Genomic DNA, 25022 nt, shown 5'->3' on the forward strand with positions numbered 1-25022 from the left:
TAAGGTTTATGTTGATGGGTTATTTTAGTTTCCAATGGGTGCTCATCAGGCAGGCCGGTTCGCCAATTTTGGGGGCCTGGTAATAAACGGTGAGGATAGAACCGTCATCCAGTTGCGTGCTCGACGGGTAACCCAGATCCTGGCTATCGGCAAGGCATAGGGTTATTTCATCCTGGTACTCCCAGGTTTTGCCTTCATCCTTACTGATGCAGGCACGCTCACCAAAGGGCGCCCGGCGTACGCCGTATACCACCAGCAGCCAGCCATTCTTCAGTTGCTTTAAATGCGGCGGATATCCCCAAATACCGGTACTCTTCATCTGCGACCAGGTTTTGCCACCGTCGGTACTTTCAGATTGCAGCAGGAAGCATTTTTCGCGGTCCTTAGGTTCGTTGCGGATCATGGCGATCAATTTGCCCGACTTTAGTTCAACCACATGCGGCTCGACAAAGGAATAGTCGCCACCATCGGGCTTCTTAATTTCGCTGATCACCTTCCAGCTACGGCCGTCATCTGTTGAGCTTTCAACGATGATGCCGGGGTTGCTGCCCTCGCGGGTGCTTACATAAATCAGGTTGCCATTTTTAAGGGCGATCGGGCCGTGCGGAGCGGTACCGGTTGTACGGCTCATGGGCTTTAACCAGGTTTTGCCACCATCTTCCGATCGGCGTGTCCAGTTGCCCAGTAATTCCTTTTTGGTTTCAGCGGGGATCTTTTCGCCGATGCGGGCGTATTTGGCATAGGTTGCCCCACGCTTAGGGTCTTCAAAGGCCAGCGAGGTAAACCAGCTGAGCACCAGCGTACCCTTTTTAGTTTGGGTGATACCGGCATCACGGTCATCAAGCGCGGTATTGTTAATGATAGATGGAGCCGACCAGGTCTTGCCGTTATCATCCGATGTAATGACCTGCGTTTTGCCGTAGGGGCACACGTGCGAATCGCGATCGCCGGAGAATACCACCATCAGGCGGCCTGTATCTGTTTTTATCACCGTAGGCCAGCCTAAGTAGCGGTTGGGTTCCATTACGGCTTGCTTCGCTACCGCGTGGCCATTGGTATCTAAACTATAAGCTGTGCCGGCACCGGGAAAACGCCCGGATTCAACGCAGATAATTTTATTCTCCAGCACCTCGGCTATCTTGTTTACCGGCAATGGATCCTGCCGGTTTAGCAGGTCTGTTGCTTTTGGCTGAACCGGATGGTTATCCTCCAAACCCGAAGCCTTTATAGTTTTTGGTGCAAGCCCAATGGTTGTAGCCAAGCCGGCCAGGGTAATAAACCTGCGCCTGTTCATGTCTGATCCCTCGTTTCTATTCCGCATGAAAATATTGTTTTATCCTTATAAAATTTTTGAACGCAGCAATGAACGGCCCCGGCTTCCCGGGGCCTGTTCTACAAACTACTATTATAAAACCAATTTGATTACCAGCCGGGGTTTTCCTTTATCTTCGGCTCGGTAGTAAGTATGGTTGTACCTATTGGCCACAACAGCAAATAGGTTGAACTGCTTTTACCCTGTAATGATGGTACGATGTTAAATGCCTGTCCAAAGCGCAGCAAATCCCACCAGCGTTTACCTTCGGTGGCCAGCTCCAGCAGGCGCTCCTTTAAAATGGCATCGTTATTAGTGGCCTGGGTACCGTTCACAAAAACATGGTTAGCGTAATTAGCGCCATAAGCACGCTGCCTTACCAGTATCATTTCGGGCGAGGGATCCTGCCCTAAAGCGTTTTTGATCTCGGCTTTCATCAGCAGCAGGTCGGCATAGCGGTAGATCACCACATCGGTATAAAAATATCGGGTACCGGCATTTACAAAGCCCGAACCCTTGGTTACGATGGATGTGATATACTTGTTGCTGGTATCATAGATCTCGTAAAAGGTAGCGTTGCGACGGGTGTCATCGGTAGTAAACTGATCGCGTACCAGTTTTGATACCTGCGCGGTGTTTACGCCCGTATTACCCACACCCACCTGGCCAACCACAGCCAAAGTAGCGGCCGATACGTTGGTAAGGTTGTTGATATACATGGTTTGCCAGTAGTTATTCACACCCTCGTTCAGCTGAAAGCGCGATACCATCATATCCTCCTTGTTACCCTTATTGGTATAGCTGAAGATATCGGCATAGTTAGTCAACAGCGACACATCCGATGTTTGGGCTTCATTTACTGCGGCAAGCGCTACGGTCAGGTCGGCAGTTCCGCCGTTCAGCATTTTGGCTGTCCACAGGTATACATCGGCCTTTAAAGCATCGGCAGATGCCTTGGTCCAGGTGTTGCGGCCTGTTTCATAATTCATGTTAGGGTAAAGCGACAGGGCCTTATCCAGATCGCTTTTTATCTGTGCGAACACCTCCGCTACCGAAGAACGCTCCTTATTGATAGTCCCCGCGTCGTACGATTCGATAGGTTCGGTACGGATAGGCACGCCACCCCAGGCCCTTACTAAAGTGAAATAACAAAACGCGCGCATAGTATAAGCCTGCGCCAGGTAGCTGTTTTTGGTATCGTTGCTTGGAAAAGTGATATCCGGTACGTATTTAAGGATCAGGTTGGCATCGTTTGCCGGGGCATACAGGTTTTTCCAAAAGTTAACCTGGTTATCTGCATTGGGCTGCGAAGATGTAAGCGTGTTATTCCAAAACTTATCAAAGCCCTGTGTACCCGCAACGGCATTGGTCAATACTTCGCTGCGGCCTTCACCCAGCCAAAACAAATCGTTTGAGGCTTCGGTCCTGAAATCAACATACATGCCCCGCACCGCGCCCGCGGCATCATCTGGCGATTTAAAGAATGATGAAGTGGTAATAACGCTCACCGGCGTGGTCTCTATAAACTTCTTGCACGAACTTGAAGCAGCAAGGCACAAGACTAAAACTATATATTTAAATTTTTTCATGATGAATTGTCCCTTTCCGATTAAAATGTAACATTAAGGCTTAGCGTATAAGTGCGCGATACCGGGTAACGGCCGCCGGCGTCGCCGCCGGTATCAATACCACCTCCCTCAGGCGAGGCCCCACTGTAACCGGTAAAGTAGTGCAGGTTATTAGCGCTGAAGCCAATGCGGGCGCCCTGCATCTTTATCCGATGTGCAAATTCGACCGGAAGCGCGTAATTTAAAGATATGGCACGCAAGCACAGGTAATCAGCCTTTTCAATAGATACGGTACTGGTACGGTAGTTACCGGTTTGGCTTTGATACATGTAGCGCGGGTACGTAGCGTCAACATCGCCTACCTTTTTCCATACATGCGCGGCCAGGTCGGCTGTCGGCAAGGCATCGCCCTGTAACTGCCCGTTGGCAATGTAGGCAGGGTAATTCAGTAACGAAGCGCCTGTGGTAAAATCAGTGCGGATGCCCAGCGTAAACTGTTTGTAGGTAAAGTAATTGTTAAAGCCTCCGGTCCACGTAGGGAATTGGTTACCCGCTATCACCTGGTCTTTATTCTCTAATATACCGTTGCCATCCAAATCGGCCCAGATGGCATCGCCGGCCAGTTTTTTCTTGCTGTTATCATTTGGTGCTTTGGCGGCATCGGCATCAGTTTGGTAAATGCCCAGGTATTTAAAGCCGGTCATCACACCAATGGTTCCGCCTTCCTGCAAACCACCAAGCCATACGTATTGGCCGGTAGCGGTGTCATAAGCTTCTACACCGCCCTGCCTGTTTTTGTCGATCCCGTTAAACGGCAGTTTCAAAATGGTGCGTTTGGTATAGCCCGCGTTGGCCGAAAGCATCCATTTAAAGGCCGATTTACGTGGCAGCATATCTACGTTCACCTCCATCTCCACACCACGGGTTTGCAAACTGCCAAAGTTGGTGGTGATGGTTGATACACCTGTAGATTGTGGCAGGGCCACGCTGGTCAGCAGGTCATCGGTACGGCGGTTATAGAAATCCAGGATCATACTTACCTTATGATCGAACAAGCCGATATCGGCACCCAGATCCAGTGTTTTTGATTGCTCCCACTTCAGGTTTGAGTTAGGGATGATACTTGGCCTAACAGGGGCGCCGCCGCCATACAGATCGGTAGTAACAAAACTACCCTCGGGCTGAAAATCGGATAAACCGCTGATGTTACCGTTTACACCGTAGCTGCCGCGTAGTTTAAACTGGGTTTTCTCCAGGAAACTATTCGACCAGAATTTTTCCCTGTCCATATTCCAGCCCACAGATACACCCGGGAAAAATCCGAATTTTTGTGAGCCAAGGTTAGATGCGCCATCGTACCTGCCGTTAACGGTTAACAGGTATTTAGCATCGTAATCATAGTTTACACGGAAGAAGCCGCCATCCAATTGCAGGGTATTATTTTGCCCGTTAACAACCGTTGGCGTAGCCGAACCGTTAAGTGTAGGGATCAGATCGGTAGCGGCATTTTGACCGGTAGCATTAAAGGTGCGGCTGTTACGGAAATAATGCGAGTAGCCTAACTTACCCTCTATATTATGTTTTGTGAAGAAAGTATGCGTATAAGTTAAGGTCGCATCACCCTGTTCCTGCCGGGTTACGTTATCTGTTTGGGTAGCCGTGCGCGAGGTAACCAGCGTAGCCAAACCGCTAAGGTATGCCGCCGGCTGAAAGGTATACGCGTACGATCCTTCGCGCAGCATAGATACATATGGCTCAAAAACCAGGTCTTTGGTGATGTTCCATTTAAAACCAACGTTCATGGCCACATCTTCCAGTCCGTTATCGCCCTGCGGCGCGTAAGGTCCTTTATAAAAGTAATCGGGGTTACCGATGGAGTTATTCTGACCACCCGGCGCTATCGTTCCATCCTCGAACGTGTATTTAGCCGTACCAGGTAACGAAGCTGAACGGTAGAATACGTTGGCCAGGCTGGGTACCTGGTTTTGGGTGCGGTTTGAGTAAAGCAACTGTCCGTAAGCATTAACATTATCTGCTACTTTATAGCTGCCGTTAAAATTAAAACTTAAGCGTTTCCAGTTGGTTACCTCGGCCGTACCCTGCGAGTTTGTATACCCCAGGCCGGTATAAAAGGTAGCTTTATCTGTACCACCGTTAGCACTGATATAATGATCGCCGGTGAACGCGTTGCGGTAAATTAGATTTTGGAAATTTGTTTCCCTGTAAATAATGGTTTTGGTCGGATCGATAGGGTCGGGCATGTTAGACCACCCTTCGTTCAGTTTATAAGCGTTTGCCGAGGTAAGGTACTGCGTGGTAAAACCCGTGTTTTTAAGCAGGTTGTTACCGGTACCGGCTGCTGTTGCCGCGGTAAGGTTACCTATTTGGGTTGGGCTGTAAGCGCTTGCCCATACATAGCCCTGGCGTTGCAAGGCAATATAATCGGCCGCGCCGGCATATTGCACCAATTTCATTGGTTTACCAACCGAGCCGTTAAAATTATAGTTGATGGCTGTTTTGTTGGGCTTGCCATGTTTAGTGGCGATCAATATTACGCCGTTAGAGCCGCGGGCACCATAAATAGCTGTCGCGGCAGCATCTTTAAGAACTTGTATCGATTCCACGTCGTTGGCGTTGATATCAGCTAAAGCATTCGGCCTCACAATACCATCCATAATATAAAGCGGCGATGCGCCCAGCGGGTTGTTGATAGACGTACCGCCGCGTAATATAATACGTGGAGCGGCACCTGGCTGGCCCGAAAGGTTTTGCACCTGCAAACCCGCGATATTACCCTCAAGCGCGTTGCCGATATTGGTGTACGGCACATCGGTTAGCACCCGGGCATCCAGTTTAGCAACAGATGTGCTCAACTTTTCGCGCGATTGCGAGCCATAGCCCACTACGATTACCTCGTTAAGCTTGGAGGTATTATCGGTTAAGGTGATGGTGAAATAGCTTTTATTGGTAATATCCACTTCCTGCGAATTATAACCCACCATCGAAACCACCACTACACGGTTACCTTCGGGAACCGATAGGCTGAACTTGCCATTAACATCCGTGGTCGTACCGATGGTTTTTCCCTTTACCGATACGCTTACACCCGGGAGCGTGTTGCCGCTCTCATCTTTTACAACACCAGTAATAACTTTGGGTGGGATTACAGAAACTGTTGCCGACCTGGCAGCAAATGTTTCTGCGGACAGAAAACATAAAAGCAACAATAAAATACTAATGCATTTTTTGTTTACGCCGTTTAATTGAGTAAAACTTTTTTTCATTAATTATAGGTTTGGTTAATAGAGATAACTATTTGATAAACAATTGGTTATCAAATTTAAAAAATAGACGAAAGGATAACTACTACTATTATTTACAAATACTGTACTATTTTACAGCGACTGGTATTTTTTTACATGCAATCCTATTCTATCAGCAGGGTTAGGCCCCCCTTCAGGGTGGTGTTGGCCGCCACCTTTATCCGGTCGTTGGTAAAAGGGGCCGCATAAAACCGTTCCGAGCCGTTATTATAGTAGTCGGCAATCAGCCAGTTGATCTGCTTATCCTGCAGCCAGCTGCGCGATGCCTGTTTATTATTGCTGATAATGGTAACCTTATTGCCCTTCGCATCCTGTAGCGAACTGCTGCTGATATCACGCTTGGTGGCGCGAAAATCGTTACTGCCCATTTCGTTGGCATCATCCTTCCAATCAACGGCAGGACTAACCCGCCATGGTTCCACACCGTTGGTGCGTTTGGCATTCAGCATAGCGGTGCCGCTGGCGCGCGATTGGTCATTTTCAGCATAGGTGCTAAACTCGCCCTGCCTTTGCCAGTTTACTTTATTAAAACTTGGGGGCAATTGCATCACCATGCCATATTGATAAGGGCTGATATCGGCTTTGGAATAAGTAACCTCGTATCGTACATCCAGCTTGCCATCGGGTGCGAATGTATAGGTGATCTTGCCCTTGCAATCGGTATAATTAATATCGACAGCAAACTGCACCGCATTGCTTTGCTTCGAAACTGCCACTTTTGATGCGAACAGCAGGTTGACCGGATACACCTTGATGGGATAGATCTCGTTTTGATAAGTAACGCCGCCGGGTTTGCCACCGTCATCATTACTCATCGGCACCATACACCAGGCCGGGCCTTGCGTTAATATTTCCTCACCGCCCTTTTTAGCCGAGTTAATAAGCCCCGTGCGCTTATTAATAATATAGCTTACGTTTTTGCGCGAAACAAGCCAGGTGTTATCCTGTTCGGCAACCGTCCAGTTTGCGCTAACAGATTTGGCGATCGGTTGCTGATGTGGTAGCTCATAGTTTTCTTCATCGGCAATAAAACCACGTGGGTCAACAAAAGTAACATGCACCTTTTGGGCACCGTTTAACGGGATGCTGATCTGCCCCTTTCCATGCGGCCCGATATTACTGCTTAACCGGATAGCCTTACCGTTGACATTAGCCATGATATTTATATCCTTTAATGATGTAAAATCGTACCGGTTCTCTAAGCTGATCAGCATATTTTGCTGTCCGGCTGCCGGCCAGGTAACGTTGGTGATGCGAATGGGCGAGTAGGCTTTTTTAGTTCCCCAATACTCCGGCTTTAAGCGACGCCAGCCATCGATGATCCCCCATGGGCCGTAGCCTACAATGCGCCCATCGCCCAAATGAAAGGTATCATCAATGCCCGCCCAAATGGCCCCGCCAAGCGAACCGGGGTGATAGTAGATGGAATCATACATTTGCTGCAAGGGCTTGCCATAGGTGCTGTGGATACCGGGATCGGATAGTAACTCGCGGCGGTTATAGCAGGAGATGTGGGCGTATTCGCCAAACAATACGGGGCGCTTCATGGTATCGGCCATGGCCGTTTCGTGCGTGCCGGGATAGTGGTAAACGGCTATATCGGCCGTGCTGTGCTGGTTGTTGGCGGTCCCCCAGCATTGATCGTGAAAGGTGGTGGGCCGCGATGGGTCGAGCGCCTTTACCACCTGCTGTGCCTTTTCAAAAAAGGGGCTCCAGCCCGATTCGTTAGCCAGCGACCACATGATGATGCTGGGGTGATTGCGACCTGCTTGTACGTTCTCTACATTGGCGACGATCAGGTATGGCAGGTAGCGCGGATCGGTCACATCCCAATCCTTCCAGATGGGGGCCGTACCTTTGGTTACCCAGCACAACGAGGCTTCGCTTTCCACAAACAGGCCCAGTTCATCGGCCGCATCTAAAAACTCTTCGGATGGCGGGTAATGCGATGTACGGATATAATTACAATTGGCATCGCGGAACAGGATAGCATCCTTACGATCTAACCCGGCGCTCACACTACGGCCGGTAAGCGGATGCACCGAGTGGCGGTTAACGCCGCGCAGCTTCACCACTTTACCGTTCACATATAACAGGTTGCCCTTCACCTCCACCTGCCTGAAGCCGACACGCTGCGTTACGCTTTCGGTTGGCTTACCATTAATAACTAATGTGTTTTTAAGATGATAGAGATAGGGATGCTCTGGATTCCATTGCTGCGGCTGATCAATGGCCAAACTGGTATTAAATCCCACTGAAGCATTGGCGCCTTTTATTGGCGCAACGGCCGATAGCTTATGCAGCACCACATTTCCACCGGCATCAGTTAAGGTATAATCCATTTGCGCGGTGACTGCTTCTCCATTTTCGTTAGTTACAAGCGTCGATGCATTCAGCGTAGCTTTTTTAAATTCGCTATCAAAAGTAGTAGTGATATTGTGCAATGAAATATTTTGCCCGGGCAACACAAACAGCCTTACATTGCGCAGGATCCCTCCAACCGTATGCGCCGCGTATTGCGATGTGCGGCCCAGCCGGTCGCTGATGGTATTGGCCTGCACATCCACTTCCAATATATTATTGGCAGGTTTTAGCTGCTTAGTGATATCTATTTCAAAAGCAGCGAAGCTACCCTCGTGCTCGCCAGCCTTTACGCCGTTTACCTTTACCACCGCGTACGAACTTACGCCATCGAAACGCAGCTTAATACAGTTGCCGTTCCATCCTGCAGGTATGTTGAACTTACGGGTATAAACCGCTGTTTCGCCCTCGTTAACGGTAAAGCCTTGCATCGCCCATTCACCGGGCACGTTAATAGTTGAGGGCTTGCCGCCCATCAGCCTGAAACCCCACTTACCGTTTAAGGATAATTGCGCTTGCGCTACCCCCGCAACAGACGATGGCCGCGGCGATAAGCGCGGGATCGCAAAGCCCGCGATATACTGTTGCCCTGCCGCTATTTGAATGATAGCGAAGAGTAAGAAAATAATGCCGATGGGTAGTTTTTTAAGCATAAGCAAGATGCGCACTACATTATTTTATATTCTTCAAAAGCGGCTTTGGCGGCCATACCTTCCTGCAAACGTTTTAATACTATGCGTTCGCCGCGGGCCTTTTCAATGGCACGCTGAAAAACTTCGGTCTCGATAGCCTGCGGCACTACGCAAACGCCATCGATATCGCCCACCAAAATATCGCCGGGGTTAACGGTTACACCTTTTATATTGATAGGCACCCTGTAGTCGATCACCTTACCACGCGGGGCCTGGTCCTGCGCGTAACACCCGTAGGAAAATACAGGGAAACCCACCGCGCGGATGCCATGAGTATCGCGCGAGTAGCCATCAACAATCGCCCCTGCCGCACCTAAATATTTGGCGCGGACGCTCATCAACTCGCCCCAGAGGGCGTAGGTTGGCGATGAGCCGGTGCATACGTATACTTCGTTCTTCTTCAGGTCGTCCAAAGCCTCCAGCATCAGCCCGAATGATTTATTCAATAGTGGGTTATGAACGCTCCCCTGGCTAACAATGTCGGCCTCCACTACGGTCATAGCTCGGCCGACGATAAAATCGCCCTCGCTAAGTGGTCTCAGCTGTGGCGGCAAAAACTGGTTCATATAGCCCAGCACATCCATAATATCGCCCACTACCGATGTATAAAGCTCGGTGCGGATAATATGAAACAGTTCATCGTCGTTAAGCCAGGTTTGCGGCTGGTTTGCGCTCATAAATATTTGTTTTGGTTAGATGGATAAATGTATGCCGGCCCGGAGGGAAATTGTAAAAGCGCTTTATCCTGTTGTAAAACTATTTTAACATCGTTTTAAAAACAGCGTCCTTATCAGGATAATTTACTTTAACAATTACGTTAACGCAGGCCGTCAACACTACGTTTATACGTAATATTAAGGCATCTGCCTGGCATAAACTACAAGCGTAGTACAGAAATAAAGGAAAATACCAACAATGCAGATAAAAGTATCACTCATAATATCGTCCGCCGCTTTAGGTTTGAACTGCCATAATATCGCGGCAGCAAATTATCTTTATCATATGCGCAAAAACGGGTTTATACAAATATTAACAAGCTTTATACTACTATTGGGCATCTGCCACCAACTGCAGGCACAATCGCCGGGCGAAGCCATCGTACCTACCGATAACCCCAAAGGCTGGCTGATCAAAACCAAAACATCGGCCTACCAGTTAACCGTTACCGCTACCGGCGCGCTGAAACCCGGCTATTACGGCAGCAAGACGCAGGCTGGGCTGGGTAAGAAAAACCCGGCATGGACCGAAGCCATAGACGAAGTACCAGTGCGCGGTGGCCTGCCTTTTAAAACCCCGGCCCTTGAAGTTGTTTTTGCTGATAACGCCCGCGATGCCGAACTGGAATATGTAAGCGGCGAGGTAACCAATGTGGATGGCCGTCCCACACTGAAGATCGTCCAAAAGGATAAAATATATCCGCTACAGGTAACCTCCTACATTAGGATATTAGCCGAGTACGATGTGCTGGAGAAGTGGATGAGCGTAAAAAATACCGGCGCTAAGGGCAATATCACCGTCGAGAACCTGGCCTCGGGCAATATCGTTTTACCTGCCGATGAATACACACTAACCCATCTTTCGGGAAAGGACCTGTTTGAATTTCAATTGCAGGAAGTACCGCTGTCACCTGGACTAAAAGCCATACAAAACCGCGGCTTTAAATCGAATATGAACCCACCCTGGTTCCAGGTGAGGCCGCAGAGTTCGGCTAAGGAAACTGCCGGGCCAACGTGGTTTGGTTCGCTGCATTACAGCGGCAACTGGCAGATCGCGTTCGATAAAGCCTTCGAGGGGCCGTTGCAGATAGTTGGCGGTATGTATTTCTGGGATACGGCATGGCAGCTGAAACCCGGCACATCGCTGGAAAGTCCTAAGCTGACAGTCGGCTATACCGATGGCGGCGCTACCGTAGCTACACAAAACATGGCCGCATATGTACGTAACGAAGTACTTCCCGCCGCCCATCGTAACGATCTGCGCCCGGTGATCTATAACACCTGGGAGGCCACCTATTACAGCATCACCGAGCAAAAGGCAATGGAACTGCTGCAAATTGCCAAAGACCTTGGTGTAGAACTTTTCACCATCGACGATGGCTGGTTTAGGGGACGTACCGATGGCCGTTCGCAAAGCGGTTTGGGCAATTGGGATGTGGATAAGAATAAATTCCCGAATGGGCTTTCACCCGTGATTAAAGCTACGCACGATGCCGGTATGAAATTCGGCCTGTGGATAGAACCCGAGAACGTAAACCCCAACAGCGATTTGGTGAAGCAGCACCCCAACTGGATCTTCCAGTATCCGGGCCGCAAGGGTAACGAGTTTAGGAAGATCCTAAACCTGGCCAACGAGGATGTGTACCAGCACCTGCTGAAAACCTTTACCACGTTGCTCTCGGAAAACGAAATCGATTTTATTAAATGGGACCAAAACAACGCCCTGTCCGAACCCGGCTGGCCGGATGCGCCTGTAGCTATGCAGCGTGAGGTGCGCATCAGGCATATTGCCAATGTGTACCGGTTGGTGGAGCAATTAAGGAAGCGCTTCCCCAAGGTATTATTTGAAAGCTGCTCCAGCGGCGGTGGCCGGGTTGACCTGGGCATGCTATCGCGCATGGACCAAACCTGGCTAAGCGACAATACCGATCCGCTGGACAGGCTGTATATTCAGTATGGATACCTGCACGCCATGCCTGCCAACAGCATGGTATCGTGGGTAACCAGCACCAATCGCCATCAGCCTATCCCTGTCGATTACCGCTTTGATGTATCCATGACCGGCGTATTGGGTATCGGCAACGATATCAGCAAATGGACACCCGCCGAACGCGAGGTAGCCAAGAGCAAGATAGCGCTTTATAAAACCATCCGACCTGTTGTTCAGCAGGGCGTTTTGTATCCTTTGGTTTCACCATACGAGCACAACCGATGTGCCCTGCAATATAACAGTACCGATAATAAACGCTCGGTATTGTTTTGCTACAATCTTGGGGGATATTTGGCCGGCAGTCAGTTTATAGACCGCGGCAGCAAAACCTTAAAGCTACAGGGGTTAAATCCGCAGCAAAAATACAACCTAAAACGCGCCGGCGATGATAAGGATAAAGGCACCGCTTACACCGGTAGTGAACTGATGGATATCGGTATTGCATGGCCGCTTAAGGATGCTAACAAGAGCCAAATATTTGTGATTGATGCGTTGTAATAAAAGTGTTTGCGTTGTTATAGATTAATCAACCAGCTTCTCCGCCAGCCACAAAAACTCGTGCACAAAAGTATCTATACTGGCCTGAAAAGATTCATCAAGCAAATTACCATCAGCATCAAACTTTTTATCTACAAAAGGGGTAACCAGCATATTTGGCGACGCGATGCCGAACAAACCGCCCATCAACAGCAATAATTGTTGAGCGGCACGCATACCGCCCAGTGCCCCTACCGACGCGGTTACCAGTCCGAATGGCTTATGCATCCGCTTAGGGAAATGATCGAACAGGTTCTTCATCGCCGGCGAGTAACTGCCATTATATTCGGGGGTTACGATGATATAGGCATCGGCGGCAAACATACGTGCGGCCAGTTCACGGTGCTGCTCCGGGGCTTGCCCGGGCGATGAGAATACGGTTTGCACCATCGGCAGTTCATGCTCGCGCATGTCTATCAGGCCAATGCTGTGTTCGGTTTTATCAATAAAAAATTGTTGTAAGTATAAGGCAAGTCGGTGGGTTACGCTTGCATGGCGGGGGCTGCCCGATATAATTTCTATACGCATTTGTTAATTTTTGCGCAAAGGTAGCTATGTGTGTTTAAACATGCAGTGCGGCTGGTAGAATTTTACCTGCTGGCGACGGATATTGACTTCTTGTCATTCCGATAGAGCAGTGCTGGGCTATGAGAGGGGGCGAAAGAGGAATCTTATACGTGCGATAAGTATATCGTATAAGATCTCTCCTCACTCCAACGCTCCACCTCCGCCCGTTCGTTCGAGATGACAAGGGGGTCATATTTAGCCGGGGATTGTTCGCTATCGCTCACGATGACGAGGTGGATAAAGGTGTATCGCCTAATTCACCAGCAACTTATATCCCTTACCATGTACGTTGATGATCTCCACACTCGGGTCATCCTTCAGGTACTTACGGATCTTGCTCAGGAAAACATCCATGCTGCGGCCGTTAAAGTAGTTATCATCATGCCAGATGTTCAGCAGGGCTTCCTCGCGGGTTAGCACCTCGTTTTTGCGCAGGCAAAGCAGGCGCAGCAGTTCGGCCTCTTTAGTTGATAGCTTTTGCTGGCTGCCATCGTTATTGATCATTTGCGAGGTAAAATCGAAAATATACTTACCAATGTTAAAGTTGGTTTGCTTTTCCTCTTCCTTTTTTTCGCTGGTGCCTACGCGCTTCAGCAGGGCGGTGATGCGCAGCAGCAACTCTTCAATACGGAATGGCTTGGTGATATAATCATCGCCGCCCAGGTTAAATGCCTGCGTTTTGTCTTCTATCATCCCCTTGGCGGTAGCGAAGATGATGGGCACATTGGCGTTCATTTTACGGATCTCCTTACCCAGGGTAAAGCCGTCCTTTTTAGGCATCATCACATCAAGGATCAGCAGGTCGTAATCCTGTTTGGTAAACTCGCGCAAGCCCTCGTCGCCATCCTTACACAAAACCACATCAAACTTGCCTTTTAACTGCAGGTAGTCCTGTAATAACATCCCCAGGTTGGGGTCATCTTCAACAAGTAATATTTTTTTCATGCTTTGTGTATTATACCAGCGGGAACTTCAACTCAAATTCCGAGCCTTTATCTTTTTCAGACCGCACGCCAATGGTGCCCTCTAAACGTTTAACTATTGTGTTTACATAGCTAAGGCCCAGGCCAAAGCCCTTAACATCGTGCAGGTTACCGGTGGGGATACGGTAAAACTGCTCAAATATGCGCGCCTGCTCTTCGCGGCTCATGCCTATACCCTTATCAGCAATTGTAAATACCAAATTGTTTTTAACCGTATTGGTGCTGATGATGATCTCGGGTTCGCCCTTGCTGTACTTCAGCGCGTTATCTACCAGGTTATACAGCACGTTGCTAAAGTGCAGCTCATCGGCATTAATGGTAGCATACTCGGCATCCAGGTGCATGGTAACGTTGGCGTTATACTTTTGCAGCTTCAGGGCCATGCTGTCTACCACGGCGGTAATGGTATCGTTAACCTCAATGGGTTTAATATCCAGTTTAAAGTCGTTCTTTTCAATACGGGCTATATTCAGCACGCGCTCTATGTGGCTGCCCAGGCGGGCGTTCTCTTCGTAAATAATGTTGGCCAGGCGGGCAATGCGGCCCTTATCGGCGGTAACCTCCTCATCCTTTAAGGCCTCGCTGGCTATCATAATGGTCGATACCGGGGTCTTAAACTCGTGGGTCATGTTGTTGATGAAGTCGGTCTTCATTTCCGAGATCTTCTTTTGCTTCAATATTGAGAAGATGGTGTAACCGAAGCAGAAGATCAGGATCAGCAGCAAACCGCCCGAAGTAGCCATGCTGAAAGCCATTTTGTTTAATATCAGCGTACTTTTTTCGGGAAACATCACGCGCAACAGGCCCGGGTCGTTGATCAATACATCCTTGGTGAAAATGGTGGTTTTATAAGGCACGTTGGCCGCATTGAATACCGGAGCCGAGCCGCTTACATCGTTAGCCTTCGAAAAGATGAGCGAATCGTTATTGGCGGTGCTTACCTCGTAGCTGAAAGGCAGATAGATGCCCTTGTTATGCAGTTCAAGGCGTAGCAGCGAGTCGATGAGCAATGGATCAAGCCTGCTGGTTAGCGGGCGGTTCATTTTCTGGTATTCATCGGCAATGTTAGAGAAAACAGCATGGTTGTTTCCCGATTGTACCGCCTCCAGCGAATCATCGGCCAGTAACTTCTTCACTGCGCGCAATTGCCTTACCTTCTGCTTGCGTTCCTGCTCGGCCTTCCATAGTGGGTTTTCCTGCACGTGGCTTACCACTTGCGTGCCAAACTGCGGGTCCTGGTAGTTGTAACGGAGGGTATCGTATTGTTGTAGCTTGCCATGCTTTATCAGCAAGGCCCGCGGGGTATTTACAATTTCGTTTATGCGTTGCTGGTGGGTAACGCCATTATCATCGGTAAATGATGAGATGCGAATGCGGAAGGTTAAGGCACCCTGTTCATCGTCTTCGGCCAGTTCGTTGGTCAGGCGGGTTTTAACGGCTTTCAAACTATCGCGAATAATTACCTTCCGGTTTACAAAATGCGGGGTTTTGCTATCGCCGCGATCGGTGTTGTAAGTATAGGTGGCGTTATCTGCCTGATCAGTTTTTTGCTGGTTATCAAAGCGGCGGGCCTTTTCGTTCAGGAAGTTAACGGCATCCTGGGTAGATACTTTAGATACCACGTTATTCAGTGCGTCGCCCACCATGCCGTCAAACAACTGCGATTGGGTATCGTACGTTTGCACCAGGAAGTACAATTGCATGGCCATAACGCCCAGCAGGGCGAAACCCATTAAACCAATTATTAAACCGATGCTTTTCTTTTTCATTTTATTGTAACAACAAAATTAGCTGTAATTGAAGCGATGTGAATATCCTTTAACAATTTTTAACAATTGCGGCGCGGCATTTTAATATCTTGGCGGTTAAATGTTTATTAGCTTTGCTTAACTAAATAATATCCCAATGAAGAAATTTTTAGCAAAGCCCGGCTTCGAAGCCATGTTTTATGCCGGCTTGTTATTACTCATTGTGCTGCCGGCAATGGTATTTGCGCAGAGTAATAATAAATCGGTAAATATCACGGTGGTTAATAAAGATACGCTGATAAACGGAAAAAGGATAAACGACCTGAAGCCAGATGAAAAGAAGGAGGCTAAAGAAGCATTAGCTACTTTAGGCGCCCAACGCATGAACCGCACCGATTTTGTATACAGCCTCCGCGGGGTTTTGCATGGCGACAGTATCCGTGTAAATTCTCCGTCTGCACGTTACCGGGTAAACGGCGTCCGGCTAAATCCTGCAACCATAAAGATCGACAGTAATCACAAGATGACCTATTTTTTCAGGGATAGCGCTAATAAGGATTACGGTGTTTACAGCTCAGACCGTATGCCTAATGCCCGCCCGGATATGAGCCGTTACCGCATGCCCAACGTACATGTTGATACGAAAGACTACCGCATGCCGGTTGTGCGCCCGGGCGAAAGAGGTGTAGTGAGCCTTAATTTTAACAGCATCGACAAAAACGGCATACCTACCCGCAGTAACTTCCGCATATCCTCCGCCATGCCCGAAATGGTGAAGAAACTGACCGGTACCGAGGTTGCCGACTTGCTTGTTACAGATATCGCACTCGTCCCCGAGTTTTCGGCTGGTAAAACCTTTTTGATATTTACGCTGCCTTATAATACCCAGGCCGATGTAAGCTTTACCGACAGCGATGGCAAAACCCTGTGGAACGAAAAAAGCACCGGTAACAAATTCAACAAAAGCTTTCCCCTGCCAATGAATGGTGTTTACTACCTGGTGGTAAAGCAAGGTGGTAAGTCTGCTGTTAGGAAGGTGGTGAAGGAGTAATTGTTAGTTGACCTTCGCAGCGCCGGGGACTCACCCGGTCTGCGCTATGCTGGACCACCCTCTCTTGCCTTTGGCAAAAGAGGGAACAAGGACATTCGACATTTCATCTTCCCTCTTTGTGCGTAGCGCAGAAAGGGTGCCCGGGCGAAGCAACGGGCGGGTGAGTAAGACGATAGCGGAGCCGATTCACATAAAAAAGAGCACACCTGCAAAACACGTGTGCTCTTTTTTATGTGAATTTCCTAAAGCCCTCCCCCCCGGGGAGGGTTGGGAGGGGTGTCAATTAAAACGGCAGATCGTCATCATCCGGCGCCGAGCTGATATCAACCGGCGGGGCGTACTCAGGTGTGCTTGCTGCGCCGGCACCGCTCAATACGTTCAGTTTCCACAATTGCAGGGTGTTAAAATAAACCACTTTACCTGTTTTATCGGTCCATTTGCGGCCCTTCAGGTTAAAGAATACTTCTACATCGTCGCCAACCTTAACAGCGTCGATTAAAGCGGTGCGGTCTTGTATGGCTTCAAATTTCAGGTATTCAGGATATTGCGGGTTCTCGATATATTCAATAATAAGTTCTCTCTTTTTTAATGAATCGGTAACTTGTTGGGTAGCCGACACTTCGTATACTTTGCCTTTTATCTCCATTGTGGTTTTAATTAAAATGTAAAGTTAATAGATACGATGTAAAAAACACCTCATATATTATGTGTATTTTTGCAGATTGATATGCAAGTTTTCCACAACGAAAGTAAAATAGTAATTACCTGCAACAAAAGGCTGTCGCCTTACCTGCAGCAGGAGGTTGAAGAATTAGGCTTCACGCCAACCCGCGTTTTCCAAACCGGCGTTGAGCTGAAGGGCACTATAAACGATACCATTCCGCTCAACCTGAATTTAAGAACAGGCAGCCAGGTTTTGTACCTGCTGAAAAGCTTCCACGCGGCAAATCCCAAGGAATTGTACGACCAGTTGGTGGAGATCCCCTGGGAAGAACTGATAGACTTTACCGGCTATTTCTCGGTAACATCAAACGTAAATAACGAACATATCCTTACCCCGCTGTTTGCCAACGTAAAGGTTAAGGATGCCATTGTTGACCGTATAAAGGATAAAAAAGGCCTGCGCCCAAACTCGGGGCCCGAACTGAATAAAACCGTTGTGCACCTGTACTGGCAGGATGATAAGGCAGATATATTTTTAGATACCAGCGGCGAAACCCTGGCCAAGCATAGCTACCGCAAGATCCCGGGCAAGGCCCCCATGCTGGAAGCGCTGGCCGCATCGACCATTATTGCTACTAACTGGGACAGGCAAAGCAGCTTCATCAACCCCATGTGTGGTTCGGGTACGCTGGCTATCGAGGCGGCCTTACTGGCTACCGATAAACGCCCGGGGCTGTTCCGCATGAACTATGGCTTTATGCATATTATGGGGTATGATGAGAACGTGTTTTTTGTGGAACGCCGTAAGCTAAAGGATAAGGCGAAAAAGGAAACCGGCTTCCGCATCATCGCTACCGACCTCTCGGCCGACGCGGTTGACATCGCCCAAAAAAATGCAAAAACCGCCGGTGTAGAACATTTAATTGATTTTGCTGTTTGTGATTTTGCAGAGACGGAAGTGCCCGAACAACCGGGCATTGTAATGTTTAACCCCGAATATGGCGAACGCTTAGGCACGCATACCAAGCTGGAGATGACTTACAAACGCGTTGGCGACTATCTGAAACAGAAATGTAAAGGCTACCGGGGCTATATTTTTACCGGTAATGCCGATCTGGCTAAAAAGATAGGCCTGCGCGCGTCGCGCAAAATTGAGTTTTACAATGGCAAGCTGGATTGCCGCCTGTTTGAGTACGAATTGTACGACGGCAGCAAGCGCGAACCAAAGCAAGAAGAGTAAAAAATGAAAAAACTGATCTTAATGCTGATGGCTACCTTGTCGTTCAGCTACGCGATGGCCCAGGCCGAAATGGATTTCCCATTCCAGGGGGGTAATAAGGTAATGACCGATTATTTTACCGCCAATGTTATCCCCACGGCGGCTATTAAATACCGTGCGGCCAGCGGAACGGTAGTGATGAAATTCACCGCAGATGAAAAAGGCAGCATTATAAAAATGGTGGTTTATTATGCCGATGATGCCAGCCTGGCCGAGCCGATAATTAAAGCATTGAAAGGTACCAACGGCAAATGGATCATCCCCGATAAGCAAAAAACCTACGATTTTTTGATCCCTTTTTCTATCAGTATCGATGCGCCAACGACAAAAGCGTCGAAGGCGATGCTGCAGTTTTATAATAGCCGCAGCCCCATTATCGCTACAGACCAAATTCCGCTCAACCTGGTTTCGCTGTTACCAACTATACAAATAAAATACGCCTATGAAGCCCCCGCTCCTGTGCGGACAAAAGGCAACTAAGCATTTATTCAAGCACCTTAAATAGCCCGGTTTGATTAATTTATTTTAGTTGAACATGCTATATTCTGGCATTTAATTTCCAAAAACGAGACTGCCGTTAATATTTTTTCCAAAAAACAATTATTTTTTAATTAGCGGAAAACCAGGCGCTTTTTTATTTCGTAGGTAGCGGTTATAATGCTTTGCTTATGAAAGACATGCTGGAAAACAAGATCAGGGCGGTTGCCACCAATATCCGTAAGATCAGGGAATCGAAAGATTTTACCCAGGATTATTTAGCGGTCAAATTGGCTATTTCGCAAAACGCCTATAGCAAAATTGAATTGGGTTATACCAAGATCACCGTAGAGCGACTCTTCCAAATAGCGCAAATACTGGAAGTAAGCCCTATAAGCCTGATCGATTTCGATAAAGAAAAACCGGTTTTAGCTAACGCCGGTTAGTACAGCCCAAGTTACTTGCGGTTTATTAACTATTCTCCCCAAAACCGCCCCGCATAGGTTAAGCACATCCGCTTTATCCTGTTATAGCAATTGCATTTTGTTAAAAAATAGCTACAGGGTTTAAATTGTTATCCCGCTATACTTTTAATTACTTTGCGCCATGATGCAGCCCGAAGATATTATCCAGCAAACAGCGCAATACGTAAAGCAAACCCTGCAAAACGCCGAAGGCGGCCACGACTGGTGGCACATTCATCGTGTATGGACAAACGCCAAACGCATCCTGCAAACCGAACAAGCCGACCGGCTTATTGTTGAACTGGCCGCCCTGCTGCACGATATTGCCGACAGCAAATTTCATGGCGGCGATGAAGAGATCGGCCCGCGCACCGCTACCGCTTATCTTCAAAGTATTAATGTTGATGCCCATGTGGTTGAACATGTAGAAATGATCATCCGCCATATGTCGTTCAAGGCCGGGTTTGACGGCCTGGTTTTTTACTCAACCGAAATGGGCATTGTTCAGGATGCCGACCGGCTGGATGCCATTGGTGCTATTGGCATCGCGCGTGCATTTACCTACGGCGGATTTAAAGGCCGCGAGATCTATAACCCCGAGATAGAGCCAAACCTGAACATGAGCAAGGAGGAATATAAAAATACCGCCGCGCCCTCCATCAACCATTTTTATGAGAAACTTTTGCTGCTTAAGGATAAGATGAACACTGCCACCGGCAAGCAAATGGCCCAACAGCGGCATCAGTTTATGGAGCAATATCTACAGCAGTTTTATATCGAAGTAAAATAAATTTAGATAAGTCTAAAAATATTATTAGGTTTGCTTAAATAATTAACCACAGAGAACGCAGAGGAAGAAACACAGAGAGCACAGAGTAGTGCTAAACTACTAAAGAGAGACAGCTTTAAACGCTGTGTCCTCCGTGCAAACTCTCTTTGTTCTCTGTGGTTAAATCTTAAAACATCCTAATAATTATGAATAAACTATTACTAATCACCACAGCTTTAATAGGCACTTGCGGCGTTGCACAGGCGCAGGATACCGTGAAGCAGCAGCGTTTTAACCTGCACTTTCAGCAAACCATCATCACCCAAAACAAGCCATCGTTCAGCGCTAAGTACAGCGGCGATAACAGCTTACAAACTGTAGGCGAAACTCAAACATCCCTAACCACATCTTTTTATGGCGGTGCGCGCTTGTGGAAAGGCGCGCAGGTTTACTTCAACCCCGAAATGTCGGGCGGGGCTGGTTTAAGCAAAACGCTTGGCGTAGCCGGCTTCCCTAATGGAGAAACTTTTCGTGTAGGTGGCGACGCGCCAAAAATTTACATCGCCCGTTTATTCTACACTCAAAACTTTGAATGGGGCAAGGATAAGGATGTTGTTGACGATGAGGCCAACCAATTGGCCGGCACTTTAAGCAAGCGCCACTTCAGCTTTACCATCGGCAAGTTTGGCATGGCCGATTATTTTGATGCCAACGGTTACAGTCACGATCCGCGTACACAATTCATGAACTGGTCGCTGATGAGCAACGGCGCCTGGGATTACCCGGCCAATACACGCGGCTACGTGATGGGCTTGTATACCGAATTTGCCCAGCCATCGTGGTCCTTGCGCTTCGCCTTTACCATGGTAACCACCGAAGCCAATGGCGCTACCTGGGACGCAAAAATTGGCAAAGCCAACTCGCAAACCTTAGAGTTTGAGAAACGCTACAGCGTAAACGGCCTGCCTGGCGCGTTCCGCATATTGGGTTTTAATAACAACGGTAAAATGGGCAGCTATGCCGATGCGCTGAAACGTAACCCGGTAAACCCCGAAGTAGATACCCTGCTTACCTATGGCCACCGCAAGTTTGGCTTCGGTATAAATGCCGAGCAGCAGTTAACCAGCGATTTGGGCGCATTCGCCAAACTAAGCTATAACGATGGCAAAACCCAAACCTGGTTCTTTACCGAGATAGACCGCTCGTTTAGCCTGGGCGCTGTACTAAAAGGCACCTCGTGGAAGCGCGCCGACGACGAACTGGGCCTGGCTTTTGTGGCTAATGGTATCTCTAAACCACACCGCGATTATTTGGCCGCCGGTGGTTACGGTTTCATTATTGGCGATGGCAAGCTGAATTACAGCAGCGAGCTGGTGGCCGAAATGTATTATAAGATCCATGCCTCAAAAGCTATCGCTTTAAGCCCCGGCTACCAGTTTATCGCCAACCCGGCTTATAATAAAGACCGCGGACCCGTAAACGTATTCTCGGTAAGGATGCACGTAGAGTTTTGATATCAATATTCGCCCACAAACAAAAGCCTTGCAAATTGCAGGGCTTTTGTCGTTTTTATGCCATTTAGGTGGTAAAATGTTTGGCCTGCGTCAAATGTAAAAGCCGGGTATAGGACTGTTTTTAGCCACTTTTTACATTTATGGCATCTACTTATTAAGGTGCTGTAAAATGGCGAAGAAAGCTTTTTCCGTATTGGCACTGGGTCTGCTCTACCTGGTATCGTTATTGCCCTTTTGGCTGCTGTATATTATTGCCGATGGGATCTTTGTGATATTGTATTATGTTGTGCGCTACCGGCGCAAGGTGATCGACAATAACCTCGAAAATTCGTTCCCCGAAAAAACGAAGACTGAACGGGATACCATCCGCAAACAATACACGCGCTACCTGGCCAGCATGATGGTGGAAACCATTAAGCTGCTCACCATATCTCAAAAGGAAGTTACCAAAAGGGTAAAGGTGCCCAATCCCGAACTGATCACTGAGGCATTTGCTAAAGGACAAAGCGTTATCGGCATATTGGGGCACTATGGCAATTGGGAAATGAACGCGCTGAGGTTTAGCCAGCTTTATAACGAGCGGCGTATTATTGTGTACAAGCCCCTAAGCAACAAGCTTTTTAATAATATCTTCCTCAAAATGCGATCGAAGTTTGGGGCTACGCTGGTGAGCATGAAGGATACCATGCGCAAGCTGGTTACTTATAAAAACGAGCGCACGGTAACCGTTCTGGTGGGCGACCAAACCCCGGCCCGCCCCGATGTGAAGTATTTCACCAATTTCCTTAATCAGCAAACGGCCGTATTTTTAGGTGCCGAAAAACTGGCCAAGCTCACCAACAGCGTAGTGGTATTTTGCGATATCAGGGTGATCAAACGCGGCTACTACCAGTGCACCTTTGTGCCGTTGTTTGCAAACCCCAAACAAACCACCGGCCATGAGATCACCAACGCCCACGTGCAATACCTGGAACAGGTGATCCGCCAGCAGCCGCAATACTGGTTATGGTCGCACCGCAGGTGGAAGTTTGCGCCGGGAGATATTGTAAATGCAGCGTCGCTTTAAGACGCATATTTCCTTACCCGTCATTGCGATATACGAAGCGATGACGTAGTGGTGTATCAGGCTCAACTCCAATCAAAATCCACCTCGCGGTTATTCAATTTCCACTTCGCAGGAGCAGGGTTGGTCATCCAGTCTAACGGCTCTCCAATTGGTTGTGGTTTGGCCGCCCTGGTAAAGCAATCCTTTATAAATGCCTTTTTATCCGCGTTCAATATATCCGGCTGGGCAGATATGAACAGCGGCGCGCTGCTTTCGGCCAATAGCTGCATCCATTGCTTGTTGCGTTCCCATGATATATCGGCGGTGAGGCCAACACAATCGCCATCAACAGCGTAAAAATTATTGTGCTGCACCATGCGGAAGCCCATGGTGTTTACGCCCATTTTGCGGGTACGGTTCCATTCCTTTCCGCTGGTATCGTCGCCAATGCGGTTCAGTTCAAACTGCCCTGCCGATAGGTGGCTTATGGTATTACAGCCGATAATGTAAATACCCTTGCCCGCCGCCTCGCGTATCGATCCATACAGGTGGTTGATGATCTCGGCATTGGTTTTGGTTTTATTGTTAAAGCTCCAGTTGGGCGTGGTCAAGTCCTTTTTCATGCTGATGCCCCAGCGGCCAAAAATATCGTAGGTGGTATAATCGTGCTTTACCATCTCTATCTCCCAGGCTTTGTAAAAGCTGAAGTAGTTTTTGATCCGTTCGATATTTTCGGGGATGGTAGGATCAAGCACCGGGGCTTTAGGATCATCGCGCCCAGGGATCTTCGGCGCCAGCAGACTGGTTTTTTCATCATGCCGGGCGCATAGGGGCCGGATCCACAGGCCGGGGCGCATGCCCAGCTTTTTTATCTCTACCGACATGGCATGCATGTCTTTAAACTTATCGTTCGGTTTACTGTAATCCTCGTTCCAGCCGCCATCGCCGGGTAATAGTGGCGAGTATTCGGCCCAGCCTGCATCAATTACCGAGAAGGGGCGGTTATTGGTATCCGTAGCCAGTTCGGCCATTATCGCTGTCGTTTCGCGGATGAGTTTGGGGTTGTTATTACCGTAGGCATAATACCAGTCGTTAATACCATAAACCGGCAGTTTGGGCAGTCGCGGCTTATCGCACATCATTTTGCAGAAGCGACGGGCGGTTGCAAAGGCATTTTCCGATGCCGTCCCCTCCATCGTTACAATATCGGCCGCGTGCAGCTTGCGCCCGCCCAGTTGAACGCCGTTACCGCCTGAACGGGTATCCAAAATCAGCTCCAGGCTATCCGGGCCGGCTGTCCACCAGCAAATGGTATTGCAGCCGGTTTTCACGCCAAAGCAGGCAGTATGGCTGCCATCGTTTATTAAAACATACCACGGGTTTTTCGCAACGCCGTCCAGATTTTTCCAGGCCATATCGCCGTAGGTGCGCTCAAAGTGATCGCCCATTGTTTTGGCCGATGTTGCCGTATCATGCTTCCATTTTAGCCTGATGGCGCCCAATGCCGTCTCCGCCGATTGGATAGATACAGCGGTAGCATTACCACCGCCAGACAGGCTTACCGATATATCTTTATACACAAAGCTATTATTGCCCGATGCTTTAAGCTGCACCCAATCGCCGCCCGCCTGCGCCCAAACATCGTTGGGCTGACCGATAAGGGCAGCATTGCCGTTAGCATAAGTAACCCGCCTGAATAATACGGTCGCGGCCGCCGCGGCAGATAGTTTTACAAAGTTTCGCCTGTCCATAGGTATATTGATTATGGGTGGTTAAGTTAAGCATTATTACAAACAGGCTACCTGCAAATGTGTGCTTCCACTTGGTTTTATAGCTAATTTTTGCTATATTGTAGTCAGCCCGCCCGTGCCATATCAGCCCAATGTACGATCTTTGCTTAGCGGCTTTTTTAGGGAACCCTAAATTCCAAAATTAAATTTTGCAAAACAGATCATCCGCAAAC

Annotated in this window: 18 protein-coding genes; 8 read left to right on the top strand and 10 right to left on the bottom strand. The window is 48.5% G+C overall.

Annotated elements, in window-relative coordinates; genetic code table 11:
- Positions 1 to 19 precede the first annotated feature (19 nt).
- The 5 genes from HQ865_RS19450 to HQ865_RS19470 form a co-directional block, all read right to left on the bottom strand.
- Positions 20 to 1321: a sialidase family protein gene (locus HQ865_RS19450; protein ID WP_202020407.1), complete on the bottom strand. Its 1302-nt coding sequence runs from the start codon at positions 1319 to 1321 to the stop codon at positions 20 to 22.
- A gap of 101 nt (positions 1322 to 1422) precedes the next feature.
- Positions 1423 to 2901 carry a RagB/SusD family nutrient uptake outer membrane protein gene (locus tag HQ865_RS19455; protein ID WP_173416501.1) on the bottom strand — a complete coding sequence of 493 codons (1479 nt, stop codon included), beginning with the start codon at positions 2899 to 2901 and terminating at the stop codon, positions 1423 to 1425.
- 20 nt (positions 2902 to 2921) lie between these two features.
- A complete protein-coding gene (locus HQ865_RS19460; protein ID WP_202020408.1) occupies positions 2922 to 6164 on the bottom strand; it encodes a SusC/RagA family TonB-linked outer membrane protein in 3243 nt (1080 codons plus the stop codon).
- Between the two features lie 143 nt (positions 6165 to 6307).
- Positions 6308 to 9217 (bottom strand): glycoside hydrolase family 2 TIM barrel-domain containing protein, encoded by a 2910-nt coding sequence (locus tag HQ865_RS19465; RefSeq protein ID WP_173416502.1) that lies wholly within the window; start codon positions 9215 to 9217, stop codon positions 6308 to 6310.
- Between the two features lie 14 nt (positions 9218 to 9231).
- Positions 9232 to 9933, bottom strand: a complete 702-nt coding sequence (locus tag HQ865_RS19470) for an RraA family protein (protein WP_173416503.1) — start codon at positions 9931 to 9933, stop codon at positions 9232 to 9234.
- A gap of 325 nt (positions 9934 to 10258) precedes the next feature.
- Here HQ865_RS19470 and HQ865_RS19475 point away from each other — a divergent pair, with 325 nt between their 5' ends.
- Entirely contained in the window at positions 10259 to 12460 is a 2202-nt protein-coding gene (locus HQ865_RS19475) for an alpha-galactosidase (protein ID WP_173416504.1), read from the top strand.
- A gap of 24 nt (positions 12461 to 12484) precedes the next feature.
- Here HQ865_RS19475 and HQ865_RS19480 read toward each other — a convergent pair whose 3' ends face one another.
- From HQ865_RS19480 to HQ865_RS19490, 3 genes are all read right to left on the bottom strand, one after another.
- On the bottom strand, positions 12485 to 13027 hold the full coding sequence (locus tag HQ865_RS19480; RefSeq protein ID WP_173416505.1) for an NADPH-dependent FMN reductase: 543 nt from the start codon (positions 13025 to 13027) through the stop codon (positions 12485 to 12487).
- Between the two features lie 291 nt (positions 13028 to 13318).
- Positions 13319 to 14011, bottom strand: a complete 693-nt coding sequence (locus tag HQ865_RS19485; RefSeq protein ID WP_173416506.1) for a response regulator transcription factor — start codon at positions 14009 to 14011, stop codon at positions 13319 to 13321.
- Positions 14012 to 14021: 10 nt separating this feature from the next.
- Positions 14022 to 15818, bottom strand: coding sequence for a sensor histidine kinase (locus tag HQ865_RS19490; RefSeq protein ID WP_173416507.1), 1797 nt, complete (start codon positions 15816 to 15818; stop codon positions 14022 to 14024).
- 136 nt (positions 15819 to 15954) lie between these two features.
- Between HQ865_RS19490 and HQ865_RS19495 the strand changes: the two genes are divergently transcribed.
- Positions 15955 to 16848, top strand: coding sequence for a T9SS type A sorting domain-containing protein (locus HQ865_RS19495; protein WP_173416508.1), 894 nt, complete (start codon positions 15955 to 15957; stop codon positions 16846 to 16848).
- 283 nt (positions 16849 to 17131) lie between these two features.
- Here HQ865_RS19495 and HQ865_RS19500 read toward each other — a convergent pair whose 3' ends face one another.
- Positions 17132 to 17494 carry a DUF3127 domain-containing protein gene (locus HQ865_RS19500; RefSeq protein ID WP_173416509.1) on the bottom strand — a complete coding sequence of 121 codons (363 nt, stop codon included), beginning with the start codon at positions 17492 to 17494 and terminating at the stop codon, positions 17132 to 17134.
- Between the two features lie 81 nt (positions 17495 to 17575).
- On the opposite strand from HQ865_RS19500, the gene HQ865_RS19505 reads away from it, so the two are divergent.
- The 6 genes from HQ865_RS19505 (at position 17576) to HQ865_RS19530 (ending at position 23080) form a co-directional block, all read left to right on the top strand.
- Positions 17576 to 18751, top strand: coding sequence for a THUMP domain-containing class I SAM-dependent RNA methyltransferase (locus HQ865_RS19505; RefSeq protein WP_173416510.1), 1176 nt, complete (start codon positions 17576 to 17578; stop codon positions 18749 to 18751).
- Positions 18752 to 18754: 3 nt separating this feature from the next.
- Positions 18755 to 19270: a hypothetical protein gene (locus HQ865_RS19510; protein ID WP_173416511.1), complete on the top strand. Its 516-nt coding sequence runs from the start codon at positions 18755 to 18757 to the stop codon at positions 19268 to 19270.
- Positions 19271 to 19458: 188 nt separating this feature from the next.
- Complete coding sequence (locus tag HQ865_RS19515; RefSeq protein ID WP_173416512.1) at positions 19459 to 19713, top strand: helix-turn-helix domain-containing protein; 255 nt, start codon at positions 19459 to 19461, stop codon at positions 19711 to 19713.
- A 160-nt stretch (positions 19714 to 19873) separates the two neighbouring features.
- Complete coding sequence (locus HQ865_RS19520) at positions 19874 to 20521, top strand: HD domain-containing protein (RefSeq protein WP_173416513.1); 648 nt, start codon at positions 19874 to 19876, stop codon at positions 20519 to 20521.
- A 185-nt stretch (positions 20522 to 20706) separates the two neighbouring features.
- A complete protein-coding gene (locus HQ865_RS19525) occupies positions 20707 to 22014 on the top strand; it encodes a carbohydrate porin (RefSeq protein ID WP_173416514.1) in 1308 nt (435 codons plus the stop codon).
- Positions 22015 to 22183: 169 nt separating this feature from the next.
- A complete protein-coding gene (locus HQ865_RS19530; RefSeq protein ID WP_173416515.1) occupies positions 22184 to 23080 on the top strand; it encodes a lysophospholipid acyltransferase family protein in 897 nt (298 codons plus the stop codon).
- Positions 23081 to 23142: 62 nt separating this feature from the next.
- Here HQ865_RS19530 and HQ865_RS19535 read toward each other — a convergent pair whose 3' ends face one another.
- Positions 23143 to 24810 carry an alpha-amylase family protein gene (locus HQ865_RS19535; RefSeq protein WP_173416516.1) on the bottom strand — a complete coding sequence of 556 codons (1668 nt, stop codon included), beginning with the start codon at positions 24808 to 24810 and terminating at the stop codon, positions 23143 to 23145.
- Positions 24811 to 25022 lie beyond the last annotated feature (212 nt).

It is taken from the genome of Mucilaginibacter mali (assembly GCF_013283875.1).
Taxonomy (GTDB): Bacteria; Bacteroidota; Bacteroidia; order Sphingobacteriales; family Sphingobacteriaceae; genus Mucilaginibacter; species Mucilaginibacter mali.

Coding starts and splice junctions, on each gene's coding strand:
- HQ865_RS19460 (WP_202020408.1), bottom strand. CDS start 6,164: ATGAAAAAAAGTTTTACTCAATTAAACGGCGTAAACAAAAAATGCATT.
- HQ865_RS19455 (WP_173416501.1), bottom strand. CDS start 2,901: ATGAAAAAATTTAAATATATAGTTTTAGTCTTGTGCCTTGCTGCTTCA.
- HQ865_RS19510 (WP_173416511.1), top strand. CDS start 18,755: ATGAAAAAACTGATCTTAATGCTGATGGCTACCTTGTCGTTCAGCTAC.
- HQ865_RS19480 (WP_173416505.1), bottom strand. CDS start 13,027: ATGCGTATAGAAATTATATCGGGCAGCCCCCGCCATGCAAGCGTAACC.
- HQ865_RS19500 (WP_173416509.1), bottom strand. CDS start 17,494: ATGGAGATAAAAGGCAAAGTATACGAAGTGTCGGCTACCCAACAAGTT.
- HQ865_RS19485 (WP_173416506.1), bottom strand. CDS start 14,011: ATGAAAAAAATATTACTTGTTGAAGATGACCCCAACCTGGGGATGTTA.
- HQ865_RS19515 (WP_173416512.1), top strand. CDS start 19,459: ATGAAAGACATGCTGGAAAACAAGATCAGGGCGGTTGCCACCAATATC.
- HQ865_RS19525 (WP_173416514.1), top strand. CDS start 20,707: ATGAATAAACTATTACTAATCACCACAGCTTTAATAGGCACTTGCGGC.
- HQ865_RS19520 (WP_173416513.1), top strand. CDS start 19,874: ATGATGCAGCCCGAAGATATTATCCAGCAAACAGCGCAATACGTAAAG.
- HQ865_RS19450 (WP_202020407.1), bottom strand. CDS start 1,321: ATGCGGAATAGAAACGAGGGATCAGACATGAACAGGCGCAGGTTTATT.
- HQ865_RS19535 (WP_173416516.1), bottom strand. CDS start 24,810: ATGGACAGGCGAAACTTTGTAAAACTATCTGCCGCGGCGGCCGCGACC.
- HQ865_RS19505 (WP_173416510.1), top strand. CDS start 17,576: ATGCAAGTTTTCCACAACGAAAGTAAAATAGTAATTACCTGCAACAAA.
- HQ865_RS19470 (WP_173416503.1), bottom strand. CDS start 9,933: ATGAGCGCAAACCAGCCGCAAACCTGGCTTAACGACGATGAACTGTTT.
- HQ865_RS19495 (WP_173416508.1), top strand. CDS start 15,955: ATGAAGAAATTTTTAGCAAAGCCCGGCTTCGAAGCCATGTTTTATGCC.
- HQ865_RS19490 (WP_173416507.1), bottom strand. CDS start 15,818: ATGAAAAAGAAAAGCATCGGTTTAATAATTGGTTTAATGGGTTTCGCC.
- HQ865_RS19530 (WP_173416515.1), top strand. CDS start 22,184: ATGGCGAAGAAAGCTTTTTCCGTATTGGCACTGGGTCTGCTCTACCTG.
- HQ865_RS19475 (WP_173416504.1), top strand. CDS start 10,259: ATGCGCAAAAACGGGTTTATACAAATATTAACAAGCTTTATACTACTA.
- HQ865_RS19465 (WP_173416502.1), bottom strand. CDS start 9,217: ATGCTTAAAAAACTACCCATCGGCATTATTTTCTTACTCTTCGCTATC.